General features: G+C 69.2%; 13 protein-coding genes. 9 read left to right on the forward strand and 4 right to left on the reverse strand.

The features are described from left to right. Positions 1-68 precede the first annotated feature (68 nt). Positions 69-1,238, reverse strand: coding sequence for an acyl-CoA dehydrogenase family protein (locus tag M8542_RS15230; RefSeq protein WP_086680388.1), 1,170 nt, complete (start codon positions 1,236-1,238; stop codon positions 69-71). 128 nt (positions 1,239-1,366) lie between these two features. Here M8542_RS15230 and M8542_RS15235 point away from each other — a divergent pair, with 128 nt between their 5' ends. Further along, positions 1,367-2,053, forward strand: a complete 687-nt coding sequence (locus tag M8542_RS15235) for a 4'-phosphopantetheinyl transferase family protein (RefSeq protein WP_276586510.1) — start codon at positions 1,367-1,369, stop codon at positions 2,051-2,053. 104 nt (positions 2,054-2,157) lie between these two features. Here the strand turns inward: M8542_RS15235 and M8542_RS15240 are convergent, their stop codons facing one another. Then, the gene (locus M8542_RS15240; protein WP_257920802.1) at positions 2,158-3,309 is read right to left on the reverse strand and encodes an isochorismate synthase; all 1,152 of its coding nucleotides are present in this window, start codon (positions 3,307-3,309) and stop codon (positions 2,158-2,160) included. A gap of 82 nt (positions 3,310-3,391) precedes the next feature. Continuing rightward, complete coding sequence (mihF, locus tag M8542_RS15245) at positions 3,392-3,703, reverse strand: integration host factor, actinobacterial type (RefSeq protein WP_051767699.1); 312 nt, start codon at positions 3,701-3,703, stop codon at positions 3,392-3,394. A gap of 444 nt (positions 3,704-4,147) precedes the next feature. Here mihF and M8542_RS15250 point away from each other — a divergent pair, with 444 nt between their 5' ends. The 5 genes from M8542_RS15250 to M8542_RS15270 all read left to right on the forward strand — a co-directional run bounded on the left by M8542_RS15250 (position 4,148) and on the right by M8542_RS15270 (position 9,355). Next, on the forward strand, positions 4,148-5,776 hold the full coding sequence (locus M8542_RS15250) for a long-chain fatty acid--CoA ligase (RefSeq protein WP_257920803.1): 1,629 nt from the start codon (positions 4,148-4,150) through the stop codon (positions 5,774-5,776). Positions 5,777-5,876: 100 nt separating this feature from the next. Beyond that, positions 5,877-7,166 carry an ABC transporter substrate-binding protein gene (locus tag M8542_RS15255; protein WP_257920804.1) on the forward strand — a complete coding sequence of 430 codons (1,290 nt, stop codon included), beginning with the start codon at positions 5,877-5,879 and terminating at the stop codon, positions 7,164-7,166. Further along, positions 7,163-8,059 (forward strand): carbohydrate ABC transporter permease, encoded by an 897-nt coding sequence (locus M8542_RS15260; protein WP_257920805.1) that lies wholly within the window; start codon positions 7,163-7,165, stop codon positions 8,057-8,059. The genes M8542_RS15255 and M8542_RS15260 overlap by 4 nt, the downstream gene beginning before the upstream one ends. Continuing rightward, entirely contained in the window at positions 8,056-8,871 is an 816-nt protein-coding gene (locus M8542_RS15265; protein WP_257920806.1) for a carbohydrate ABC transporter permease, read from the forward strand. Before M8542_RS15260 ends, M8542_RS15265 begins: the two co-directional genes overlap by 4 nt. 58 nt (positions 8,872-8,929) lie before the next feature. After that, positions 8,930-9,355 (forward strand): DUF4190 domain-containing protein, encoded by a 426-nt coding sequence (locus tag M8542_RS15270; protein ID WP_257920807.1) that lies wholly within the window; start codon positions 8,930-8,932, stop codon positions 9,353-9,355. Here the strand turns inward: M8542_RS15270 and M8542_RS15275 are convergent. Further along, the gene (locus tag M8542_RS15275; protein ID WP_257920808.1) at positions 9,297-9,728 is read right to left on the reverse strand and encodes a hypothetical protein; all 432 of its coding nucleotides are present in this window, start codon (positions 9,726-9,728) and stop codon (positions 9,297-9,299) included. The genes M8542_RS15270 and M8542_RS15275 overlap by 59 nt on opposite strands. Positions 9,729-9,783: 55 nt before the next feature. Here M8542_RS15275 and M8542_RS15280 point away from each other — a divergent pair, with 55 nt between their 5' ends. The 3 genes from M8542_RS15280 to M8542_RS15290 all read left to right on the forward strand — a co-directional run bounded on the left by M8542_RS15280 (position 9,784) and on the right by M8542_RS15290 (position 12,716). Beyond that, entirely contained in the window at positions 9,784-10,368 is a 585-nt protein-coding gene (locus M8542_RS15280) for a TetR/AcrR family transcriptional regulator C-terminal domain-containing protein (RefSeq protein ID WP_257920809.1), read from the forward strand. A gap of 127 nt (positions 10,369-10,495) precedes the next feature. Further along, a complete protein-coding gene (locus tag M8542_RS15285) occupies positions 10,496-12,217 on the forward strand; it encodes a TIGR03767 family metallophosphoesterase (RefSeq protein WP_257920810.1) in 1,722 nt (573 codons plus the stop codon). A 97-nt stretch (positions 12,218-12,314) separates the two neighbouring features. Then, entirely contained in the window at positions 12,315-12,716 is a 402-nt protein-coding gene (locus M8542_RS15290; protein WP_257920811.1) for a PaaI family thioesterase, read from the forward strand.

Below are 12,716 nucleotides of genomic sequence, written 5' to 3' on the forward strand. Positions count from 1 at the left end.
GCAGCCGAACAGCCGTCAAGGCCGCCGGGAATCGGCGGCCTTGACGGCTTCACGCGTTCTCGGGCGGCTCAGCCCAGGACGCCACCGACCTTCACGTGCCCCTTGAGCAGGTTGCGCGCGATGGTGCGGCGCTGGATCTCGTCGGTGCCTTCGTAGATGCGCAGCAGCCGCAGCTCGCGGTACCACCGCTCGACCGGCAGCTCCCGCGTGTAGCCCATGCCGCCGTGGATCTGCAGGACGCGGTCGACGATCTCGTTGGCCTTCTGGCCACCGTAGAGCTTCGCCATCGACTGCGCGTGCCGCGAGTCGACACCCTGGTCGACCTGCCAGGCCGCGTTGAGCACCAGCCACCGCAGCGCTTCGAGCTCGACGCCGGAGTCGGCGATCATCCACTGGATGGCCTGGCGTTCGGCGATTTTCTGCCCGAACGTCTCCCGCGTGTTGGCGTGCTCGATGGCCATCGAGATCAGCCGTTCGCACGAACCGATCGCGCGTGCCGGCAGCAGGTAGCGGCCCTGGCCGATCCACTGCATGGCGAGCTCGAAGCCGCGGCCTTCCTCGCCGAGGATCTGCGTTTCCGGGACGCGGACGTCCTGGAAGATCAGCGAAGCCGGGCCCCACTCGCCCATGGTGTCGATGTACTCGGACTTCCAGCCGGCCTCGCGGTCGACGAGGAAGCACGTGACACCGCCGTTCGCCCCCTTTTCGGGGTCGGTGATGGCGAAGACCATCGTGAAGTCGGCTTCGTTGCCGCCGGTGATGAAGGTCTTCTCGCCGTTGATGATCCAGTCGGTGCCGTCCTTGCGGGCGGTGGTCCGGATGGCCTTGGCGTCCGACCCGGCGCCCGGCTCGGTGATCGCGAAGCAGGACTTGCGCTCGCCCGAGATGGTCGGCAGCAGATAGGTCTGCTTCTGCTCTTCGTTGGCGTGGAACAGGATGTTGTCCGCGGCGCCGCCGAAGCGGAACGGCACGAAGGTGCGGCCGAGCTCGGCTTCGAGCAGCGCGGCCATCACCGCGGACAGGCCCATGCCGCCGTACTCCTCCGGCGTGAAGACGCCCCAGAAGCCGGACTCCTTCGCCTTCAGCTGGAGGTCCTTCAGCTCCTCGCCGGTCAGGCCGGGCTGGTGCGCACGCTCGCGGCGGAGGACTTCCTGCTCGAGCGGGATCAGCTCCCGCTGGACGAACGTGCGGACCCAGTCGCGCACTTCACGTTCTTCGGTGCTGAGTGAGAAATCCATCCGAGCTGCTCCTCCGACACTGGCTAAGCGCTTGCTTAGTCCAGGGTACCCCGCGAGACCCGGATTACCCCAGACCTCCCCTCGAATTCGTGACAACCACCGCGCGGCCGGGAAGGATCGGAGGGGTGATGGAGATCGTGGTCCGCTGGTCGTCCCCCCTGCCCGCCGAAGAACGCTTCCTGCGCCTGCTGGATGACGTCGAGCAAGGCCGGTTCGAGAACTACCGGCAAGACGCGGACAAGCGGCGCTTCCTCACCGGCCGCGTGCTGGCGAAGACGGTCGCCGCGGAGTGGCTCGGCGTGGCCGTGGACACCGTGAAGTTCGACGCGACCTGCGAAGACTGCGGCAAGCCCCACGGGCGGCCGACGGTCCCGGGCGCGGACCTGACGCTGTCGATCTCGCATTCGGGCGACCTGATCGGCGTGGCGGCGACCCCGTCGGTCCCGGTGGGCCTGGACGTCGAGACGGCCAACCGGCGCGCGGACGACGGCCTGATCGACTACGCGCTGAGCCCGGCCGAGGTGGCGTCCCTGACCGGCCTCGCGGACGACGAGCGCTCGCGGGCCTTCTTCGTCTACTGGACGCGCAAGGAAGCGGTGATGAAGGCCACCGGCAAGGGTTTGCGCATCCCACTGCAGAGCATCACGTTCTCCCGCTACGACGAACCGGCGCGCCTGGCGTCGTCGGACGACCCGGCCCTGGACCCGGCCCGCACCCGGCTGGTGGACCTGAAGGCCGCGGACGGCTACCGCGCGGCCATCGCCGTGCTGACCACCGACGAGCTGTCGGTGACCGAGGAGCACTGGACCCCCTGAGCCCAAGCGCCCCAATGTGGCCTTGGTTGCGTCTTGCGCACCGAAGGCCACATTGGGTGCGTCTGACGCACCGAAGGCCACATTGGGGCGCTTGGGGGCCTGGGCTAGCTGGGCGAGTCCTCCAGGCCCATCGCCGTCAGCAGCGTCCGGAACTTCGCCGTCGTCTCGTCGAACTCCGCCTGCGGGTCCGATGCCGGGACGATCCCGCCGCCCGCGTACAGCCGCATCGACGTCGACGCGATCTCCGCGCAGCGGATCGCCACCGCCCACTCGCCGTCGCCCGCCGCGTCGACCCAGCCGACCGCGCCCGCGTAGTAGTCGCGGTCGAACGGCTCCAGCTCCTTGACCAGCTCGCGCGCGCCCTCGGTCGGGGTGCCGCAGATCGCCGGGGTCGGGTGCAGGGCCGCCGCCAGGTCCAGCGCCGTCACGTCCGGGTCGGCCAGCTCGCCGGTGATCGGGGTGCGCAGGTGCCAGATCGCGGGTGTCGTGACCAGCTCCGGCCCGGCCGGGACGTCAAGCGTCCGGCAGAACGGCCGCAGTGCCTCGACGACGTAGTCGACCACCACCGCGTGCTCGAGCCGGTCCTTGCGCGACGTCCGCAGCGCCTCGCCGTTGGCCCGGTCGGTCGCCGGGTCGGCCGAGCGCGGCATCGAGCCGGCGTGCGGGGACGAGAAGACGGTGCGGCCGGTGCGGCGCAGCAGCAGCTCGGGCGTCGCGCCGACGAGCGTGCGCCCGCCGGGCAGCTCGGCCGCGTAGGTGAAGTGCCGGGGGTTGCCGACCGCCAGGTTGCGCACGACGCGCTCGGCGGACACCGGCACCGAGAACTCGAGGTCCAGGGCGCGGGCCAGGACGGCTTTCCGCAGGTCACGCTCGCCGAGGGCGAGGACCGTGGCCCGGACGGCGGCCAGGTGCCGCTCGGGCGAAGGCACCGCACGCACCCGCACGGGCGCCGGCAGGATCTCGCGCGCGAGCGAAGGCGCGCCCTCGGCGCGGTGGACGGTCCGGGGCACGACGAGGTGACCCGGCACCTTGGTGTCGGGCCCGGTGTCGAACGGCAGGACGCCGACGGCCAGCGGGGCGCCGGTCCCGGCCAGGACACCCGGGACCGCCGAGGCGAGCCGCCGTGGGTCCGTTTCGGTCACGGTCCGGAGCGTGCCCTGCGCGAGGAGTGCGCGCGAGGCCGTCGTGAACAGGAAGTCGCCACGCTGGTAGCGGGCGGCGAGGTCAACCGGGGTCGCCGGGTCAGGAGAACTCACAAGACCTAGCGTCCCAGGCTTCGGGAGATCCGCGAGGGGAGTGTCACGAGCGACACTCCCCTCGCGGGAGCTCCGGTGACGGCTACTTGAGCGCGTCGATGAGCGCCTCGCGCTGGCGCTCGCCCAGGCCGGCGGCACGCCGGTCCGGGTCGATGCCGGCCTGCTCGAGCAGGGCGGCGACCTTCACCGCGCCGAGGCCGGGGACGGCCTTCAGCAGCTGGGTGACCTTCGTCTTCCCGATGGTCTTGTTCTCCTTGGCCTGCTTGAGCACCTTTTCGATGCTCTCCTTGCCGGACTTGATCGACGCGAGCAGCTCCGAACGCGCCTTGCGAGCCTCGGCGGCCTTGGCCAGGGCCTCGGCGCGCTGCTCCGGAGTCAACGTAGGCAGAGCCAACGTAGTAGTCCTTTCCTCTCAGGTCTCCGCTTTCGCGGCCGACGACATTTGTGAGTGCTTGCTGCTGCAAGCGCTGCTCAGCCGTCTCTTACCACGGCCCCAGTAAACGCCACCGGGTTCACGGCCGTGCAACCGACACGCACTTATTACCCCCGGAGGTGATACCGGGCAACCCGCTCCGGCCTGCGGAAACGCTCCCAAGAACCGGCCCAAGTGGCCTCACTCACCCGGAAGTGAAGCCTCCACTACACGCTGTCTCCACACGTATTTCCTTGCCCATAAGGAAAAGCGTAAAAATTGATGATCTTGATCATCGTCCGGTCGTCGCCCGATCGCGGGACGACCGTGACCGAACGGAGCCGTTGTTGACCATGCCCGCTTCACCCGATCCGCACTAGAGTCGGCGCAACCCCGTCCGCCGGCGAACGACCCCCGGGAGCGACCATGTTGAGCACCATGCAGGACGGCCAGCTGTCGCTGGCGAACCTGCTCCGCCACGGCACGTCGGTGCACTCGGCGAGCGAAGTCATCACCTGGACCGGTTCAGAAGCCCGTCGCGAGAGCTACGGCGAACTCGGCCGCAACGCCGCGCGCCTCGCGAATGCGCTCCGGAGCCTCGGCGTGACGGGTGACCAGCGCGTCGGCACGTTCATGTGGAACAACGCCGAGCACCTGGCCGCCTACCTGGCCGTCCCGGCCATGGGCGCCGTGCTGCACACCCTGAACATCCGGCTGTTCCCGGAGCAGCTGACCTTCGTCGCCAACCACGCCGAGGACCAGGTCGTCATCGTCGACGGCACGCTCGTCCCGCTGCTGGCGAAGCAGCTGCCGGAGTTCAAGACGGTCCGGCACGTCATCGTGGCCAACGGCGACGCCGCGGCGCTCGAGGCTCCAGCCGGCGTCGAGGTGCACGCCTACGCCGAGCTGCTGGCCGCCCAGCCCGACACCTTCGACTGGCCGGAGATCGACGAGCGCTCCGCCGCCGCGATGTGTTACACCTCGGGCACGACGGGTGACCCCAAGGGCGTCGCCTACTCGCACCGCTCGATCTGGCTGCACTCGATGCAGGTCTGCATGAGCGACAGCATGAACCTCGCGCAGAGCGACAAGGCACTGGCGATCGTGCCGCAGTTCCACGCCATGGCCTGGGGCCTGCCGTACGCGGCACTGATGGTGGGCGCGTCGCTGCTGATGCCGGACCGGTTCCTCCAGCCGGCGCCGATCGCGGCGATGCTGGCCGCCGAGAAGCCGACGTTCGCCGGCGCGGTCCCGACCGTCTGGCAGGGCCTGCTCGCCCACCTCGACGCGAACCCGCAGGACATCTCCCACCTGCGCGAAGTCGTCGTCGGCGGGTCGGCCGTGCCGCCGTCGCTGATGCACGCCTTCGAGGAGAAGCACAAGGTCTCGATCCTGCACGCCTGGGGCATGACCGAGACGTCGCCGCTGGGCAGCGTCGCGCGCCCGCCGGCCGGCGTGACCGGCGACGAGGCCTGGCGCTACCGCTACACGCAGGGTCGCTTCCCGGCGTCCGTGCGCGCCCGGCTGATCGACGACGACGGCGCCGTGCTGCCGTGGGACAACGAGGCGGTCGGCGAGCTCGAGGTCCAGGGCCCGTGGATCGCCGGCGCGTACTACGGCGGCTCCGACGTCGACCCGGACAAGTTCCACGACGGCTGGCTGCGCACCGGCGACGTCGGCAAGGTCAGCGCCGACGGCTACCTCACGCTGACCGACCGCGCCAAGGACGTCATCAAGTCCGGCGGCGAGTGGATCTCCTCGGTCGACCTGGAGAACCAGGTCATGGGCCACCCGGCGGTGGCCGAGGCCGCGGTCGTCGGCATCCCCGACGAGAAGTGGGACGAGCGGCCGCTGGTCGCGGTCGTGCTCAAGGAGGGTCAGAGCGTCACACCCGAGGAGCTGCGCGAGTTCCTGAGCGACAAGGTCGCGAAGTGGCAGCTGCCGGAGAACTGGACGTTCGTGGACGAAGTGCCCAAGACGAGCGTCGGCAAGTTCGACAAGAAGCGCATCCGCGCGTCCTACTCCGAGGGAAAGCTCGACATCGCACAGCTCTAACGGGTAAATCTCCGGCGAGTCTTCATGCCTCCGCGGGCCGCCATGGGGGAACCTACGTCCCTCATGGTGGCCTTCGGAGCACGTCGGAGGGGTTCTGGGGATGCAGCGGAACAGGCGGAGTTTTCTCGCGCTCGCGGGGCTGGGCGCCCTGGTCACGGCCTGCGGGTCGAACACCGGCCGGCAGGGCGACCCGCCGCCGTCGACGGCTTATTCGGCGGGCCCGCCGCCGTCGGACACGCCGAAGGTCACGCTCCAGCAGTGGTACCACGCCTACGGCGAGGACGGCGTCCAGGAAGCGGTCAAGCGGTACGCCGGGAGCTACCCGGGCGCGACCGTCAACGTGCAGTGGAACCCGGGTGACTACGACTCGAAGATCGTCACCGCGCTGCAGAACAGCAAGGTCCCGGACGTCTTCGAGGCGCAGGTCAAGATCGACTGGGTGCGGCAGAACCAGGTCGTCTCGCTCGACGACGTCGTCGCGCCGGTCAAGGCCGACTTCAGCCCGGCCGTGCTGGCCGCGCAGACCGTCGAGGGCAAGGTCTACGGCGTCCCGCAGGCCACCGACACGCAGGTGCTCTTCTACCGCAAGAGCCTGCTGCAGGCCGCCGGCGTCCAGCCGCCGCAGACGGTCGACGAGCTGATCGACGCGGCGTCGAAACTGACGAAGGACGGCGTCAAGGGCTTCTTCGCGGGCAACGACGGCGGCGTCGGCGTGCTCACCGGGCCGCTGCTGTGGTCGGCCGGGCTCGACTACCTGAAGAGCGGCAACCGCGAGGTCGGCTTCGACGACCCGCGCGCGGCGACCGCGCTGGGCAAGCTGCACACGCTCAACACCAACGGCTCCCTGCTGCTCGGCGCGCCGTCGGACTGGTCGGACCCGGGTGCGTTCATCGACGGGCTCACGGCCATGCAGTGGACCGGGCTGTGGAACGTGCCGAAGATCCGCCAGGCCTTCGACGACGACTTCGGCGTGCTGCCGTTCCCGAAGCTGGACGGCAGCGGCGCGCCGTCGGTGCCGGTCGGCGCGTACGGCGCGATGGTGAACGCCAAGAGCGAGCACGTGGCCGAGGCCAAGGCGTTCGTGAAGTGGCTGTGGGTCGACAAGACCGACGACCAGCTGGAGTTCGCGACGAAGTTCGGCTTCCACGTGCCGGCCCGCCAGAGCCTGATCGACCGCGCGGACAACCTCAAGTCGGGCCCGGCGGCCGACGCCGCGAAGTTCGTCAAGGAGAACAGCCACCTGGTCGGCGGTCCGGTGTGGACACAGCAGGCGAACACAGCGCTGTCGGACGCGGTCGCGAAGATCGCCAAGGAGGGAGCGGACCCGGCGGCGCAGGTCAAGACCGCGGTCGGCGTGGCCCAGGCCGAGCTCAAGCGCCTCTTCGGATGAAGCGGCGCGACGCGCGCGCGTTCTGGCTGTTCGTCGGGCCGTTCCTGATCGGGCTGGCGGTCTTCGCGTACCTGCCGATCGGCTGGAGCGCGTACCTGTCGTTCTTCGACGCGCGCAACACGGTGACGCCGACCGAGTTCGTCGGGCTGGACAACTACGGGCACATGCTCACCGACGAGCCGTTCCTGTCGAGCCTGGGGACGTTCAGCGTGTTCGCGGTGTTCATCGTGCCGCTGACGTTCGTGCTTTCGCTGGCGCTGGCGCTGGGCGTCAACCAGCTGCGGTTCGCGCGGGCGTTCTTCCGGTCGGTGTTCTTCCTGCCGTTCGCGTGTTCCTACGTCGTGGCGTCGCTGATCTGGAAGACGTCGTTGTTCTCGGGTGTCCGCTATGGACTGGCGAACTCGGTGCTGGCGTTGTTCGGCGTCGACCCGGTGGCGTGGACCGGTACCGTGCACCCGCCGCTGTACTGGGTCGTGCTGGTGACCGCGCGGCTGTGGCTGCAGCTCGGGTTCTACATGATCCTGTTCATCGCGGCACTGCAGCGGATCCCGGTCCAGTTGTACGAAGCGGCGTGGCTGGACGGCGCGAAGCCGGGCTGGCAGGTGTTCCGCCACATCACGCTGCCGCAGCTGCGCGCGACGGCGGTGGCGGTGCTGCTGCTCAACCTGATCAACGCGTACCAGGCGTTCGACGAGTTCTACAACATCATGGGCGACTCCCGCGGCTACCCGCCGTTCGCGCGGCCGCCGTTGGTGTACCTGTACTACACGTCGCTGGGCTCGGGTGGCCAGGACCTCGGCCGCGGCAGTGCCGGCGCGGTGATCCTGGCGCTGATCATCGCCCTGGTCACCCTCCTGCAGGGCCGGGTCCTGCGGTTCGGACGGGCGTCATGAGGGCTTTCTTCCGCTGGGCGGCGTTGCTGGTCGCGGCCGTGCTGTTCCTGCTGCCGTTCTACCTGCTGGTGCGCAACGGCCTGGCCTCGCGCGCGGAGATCACCGCTCCACAGTGGACGTTCTTCCCGTCCACAGTGCACTGGGAGAACTTCCCCCGGCTGTTCTCCTCGACCGACGTCCCCTTCGCGCGAAGCCTGCTGAATTCGGCGGTGGTCGCGACCTTGCAGACGGTCGGCCTGCTGGTGATCTGCTCCCTGGCGGGCTACGGCTTGGCGCGCATCCCGTACCGGCACTCGCGCGCGGTGTTCTACGCGGTGCTCGCGACGTTGATGATCCCGACGTCGGTGACGTTCGTGCCGAGTTTCGTGGTGGTGTCGTCGCTGGGCTGGCTGTCGGACTTCCGCGGCCTGGTGATCCCGGGGCTGTTCAGCGCGTTCAGCGTGTTCCTGTTCCGGCAGTATTTTTTGGACTTCCCCCGCGAACTGGAGGAGGCGGGCCGGGTGGACGGGCTGTCGCGCTGGGGCGTGTTCTGGCGTGTGGTGGTGCCGAACTCGAAGGGCTTCTTCGCGGCGATCGCGGTGATCACGGTGATCGGCAGCTGGAACGCGTTCCTGTGGCCGCTGATCATCGCCCAGTCGCCGGATTCCTGGACGGTGCAGGTGGCGTTGTCGGGGTTGCTGACGGCGCAGAACCCTCAGTTGAACCTGCTGTTCCTTGCTGCCGCGGTGTCGATTCTGCCGATCGTGTTGTTGTTCGCGTTCCTGCAGCGGTACCTGGTGCGCGGGGTGACGGAGTCCGGCTTGCGGGGCTGAGTAACACCCGGAGCAGCGGCGACGATTCTGCGGAGGTACGGACAGAAGTGGGTGCGACGTGACGAATTTCGATCCTTACCAGCCGGAGCGGCAGCTGCCGGCCGAGTCGCCGTACTACCCGCCGTCGGGCCCGCAGTACGCGGTGCAGCCCTACGTGAGCCAGCCGTACCCGGTGTACGCACCGCAGCCGTACCCGATGTACCCGATGCTCCGCACGAGCGGCCTCGCGGTGGCGGGGATGATCATCGGCATCCTGGCGCTGATCGGCTTCTGGATCCCGGTCGCGGACCTGCTGCTGGGCTTCCTGGCGATCGGCCTGTCGTGGGCCGGGATCGTCCAGTGTGGCCGGCCGGGGTACTCCGGCAAGGGCATGGCGATCGCGGGCCTGGTGTGCGGAATCCTGGGCGTCCTCCCGGCGATCGTGATCATGCTGTTCTTCTTCGGAGCGTTCGCCGCGCTCGGTACGTGCGGCATAGCCTGCTGACGAGCACCACCGTCAGCACCAGCGCACCGCCGTCCGTCACCACCGACGGCAGCAACCCCACCCACCCGTGCAAATCCACCGTCGCCCGCCACACCGCGGGCGGGATCGCGAACACCCCCGCCGCCTGCGTCGCATTGACCGCCAGCACCAGCCACACCACCCACGCGCGCCCGGAAAGCGCCAGCAGCCCCAGCAGGTTCCCCACCAGGTAGACGTCCCCGACCAAGCGCAACCCCGTCAGAAACCCGTCCGACAGCGGCGACCCGGCGAGGAAAGCCGCCCGCGCCACCAGGTCCGGCGAAATCACCACGAAGTTCTGCACTGCCGTGCCGATCGCGAAAAGCAGCGAACAGCCCGCTATCCACCACCGCATCAAGACCCCCTCTATCAGTGATAGAGACCAATCTACCACTGATAGAGTCCGCCGGGTGCCGCTCGATCGCCGTCAGATCACCGAAGCCGCCCTTGACCTGCTCGACGAGGTCGGGCTCGGCGAGCTGAGCACCCGGCGGCTCGCCGCGCGGCTCGGCGTCAGCTCGCCAACCCTCTACTGGCACGTCAAGGACAAGGCCCAGCTCCTCGACCTCCTCGCCGAGGCCGTCTGCGAAGACGCCTTCGAAATCGACGAGACCCGCGACTGGCGTGGGCAGCTCGAACAGGGCCTGCACCAGTTCCGCGCGATCCTCCTGAAGCACCGCGACGCCGCCACCCTGCTGCGGCAACGTCCGCCGCTGGGCCCGAACCGGCTCGCGCACATCGAATCCACGGCCCGGATCCTCAAGGACGCCGGCTTCACGAACGAGGACACCGCGGGCATCGCGCGGCTGCTCACCGCCCACGTCCTCGCCTCCGTCGACGAGCCACCGAACGCCGAAGCAGCCAAGGCCGTCCGGGAAAAGCTCGAGGGCTACCCGGCCGCCCGAGAACTCGCGCTCACCACGCTCACCGCCGACGACCTCTTCGTGCTCGGCACCGAAGTGATCCTCGACGGCCTCGCCCAGCGGCGGAAATGACCACGACCTTCGGCGGTACACCCACCCCGACACCTGTGACAAGGTAGCTCGAAATGTCACGTTCACCACCCGGACACCGGCGTCCGGCACGGTGCTGGGCAACCGAGAGACTGGGGAGCGAAACACCATGGCCGAACTCACCCGGCGCACCTTCGCCACCGCGGGCGCCGCCGGTCTCGGACTCCTGCTGTGCACGCCCACCGCGAACGCCCTCGACCGCGCCCTGCGCCTCACCGGCACCCGCTCGGTCAGCACCGCCGGCACCACCCTCGAACAGGTCGCCACCGGCGGCGGCACCGCGACCTACAGCCGCCTCGGCGCCGGCCCCGGCTGGCCGCTGGTCGTCCGCAGTGATCTCGCCACGCCGCAGAGCGGCCGCGACGACCGGCGCCGCGCGCTCAGCGCGTTCGTGCAGTTCACCGACCTGCACATCACCGACACCGAGAGCCCCGCGCGCTTCGAGTACCTGCACCCCTTCATCGGCTCCGCGCACCGGCCGCAGGAAGCCCTCGGCACCGTCGCGACCAGCGCGCTCGTCGAGCGCGTCAACAGCGTGCGCCAGGGCCCGTTCACCGGGCGGCCGTTCGACCTCATGGTCACCACCGGCGACAACACCGACAACCACGAGCTGATCGAGCTCGACTGGTTCCTCAAGGTCCTCAACGGCGGCAGCGTCACGCCGAACTCCGGCGCCACCGACGCCTACGAAGGCGTCCAGAACTCGGGCAACCACGAGTTCTGGAACCCCGGCAAGCCGGGCGCCGACGACTACTCCGCCAAGGGCTTCCCACAGCTTCCCGGCCTCCTGGAAGCCGGCCTCAAGGCGTTCACCGCACCCGGCCTCGACGTCCCGTGGTTCTGCACCTTCGGCAACCACGACGACAGCATCGTCGGCTCGCTGCCGGCGCAGATCCCCGGCATCGACGCCTGGTACACGAGCAAGTACAAGGTCATCGGCAAGGACGAGAGCACGTCGAAGAAGCTCGCCGACGCCATCAAGAAGGGCGCGAGCGTGCCCGTCGCCGAGCTGTTCGGAGGCGGCGGCACCATCCGCGAAATCACCCCGGACGCGCGGCGCCGCCCGTTCTCGACAGCCGAGTTCGTCCGCGCGCACCTCGACTCCGCCAACACCGGCCCCGGCCCGGTCGGACACGGCTTCACCAGCGCCAACGCCGACGGCAAGAACGTCTACTACACGTTCCGGATCGCCCCGGGCATCACCGGGATCAGCCTCGACACCACGACCGACGCCGGGTTCGCCGACGGCTCGATCGGGCTCGCGCAGTACAGCTGGGTCGAGTCGACGCTCAAGCGGAACAGCTCGACCTACTACGACTTCTTCGGCCGCAAGGTCACCCACGGCGTCACCGACGAGCTGTTCGTCCTGTTCAGCCACCACACGAGCGGCTCGATGGGGAACCTGCTGCCGGACTCGCGCCACCTGCTCGACCCGCGCCTGGACGGCAACGCGTTCGTCGCGCTGCTCAAGCGGTTCCCGAACGTGCTCGCGTGGGTCAACGGCCACACGCACCTCAACAAGATCACGCCGCACGCCGGGAACACGCCCCAGCAGGGCTTCTGGGAGATCAACACCGCGTCGCACGTCGACTTCCCGCAGCACGCCCGGATCGTCGAGGTCGCCGACAACGCGGACGGCACGTTGTCGCTGTTCACGACGCTGATCGAGGCGGAAGCGCCGTACGCCGTCGACTACGACGCCCGGACGCCGCAAGCGCTTGCGTCGCTCTACCGCGAACTGTCCTACAACGACATCCACGTCGACCTCGGCCGCGTCGGGGACGCCACCGACCACAACACCGAGCTGCTGCTGGTCAACCCGCTGGCCTGACCCTCGTGAGTGTTTAGGGCGGTTCTAACCGCCCTAAACACTCACGACTACCCGGGAGGTAATCGACTCGGCGTGGGAGGTGCGGCACGCTGCGGGCATGACCGATCCCGAGGGCACCCAGCTGTTCCACCGCACCATGCCGTTCTCCGAGCGCCTCGGCGTCGAGGTGCTGGCGCACGGCCGCGAGCTGGTCCGCAGCCGGCTGAAGTGGGACGAAAGCCTGTGCACGCTCGGCGGTGTGCTGCACGGCGGCGCGCTGATGGCGCTGGCCGACTCGACCGGCGCCGTCTGCGCGTTCCTCAACCTGCCCGAGGGCGCGCAGGGCACGACGACCGTCGAGTCGAAGACGAACTTCCTGCGCGGCGTGCGTTCGGGCTACGCCGTTGCGTCGTCCAGACCACTGCACGCCGGCCGCAAGTTCGTCGTGGTGGAGACGGAGATCCACGACGACGGCGGCAAGTTGGTCGCGAAAGTGACACAGACGCAGGCCGTGCTGTAG

The organism is Amycolatopsis iheyensis (assembly GCF_024703995.1).
GTDB classification, from domain to species: domain Bacteria; phylum Actinomycetota; class Actinomycetes; order Mycobacteriales; family Pseudonocardiaceae; genus Amycolatopsis; species Amycolatopsis iheyensis.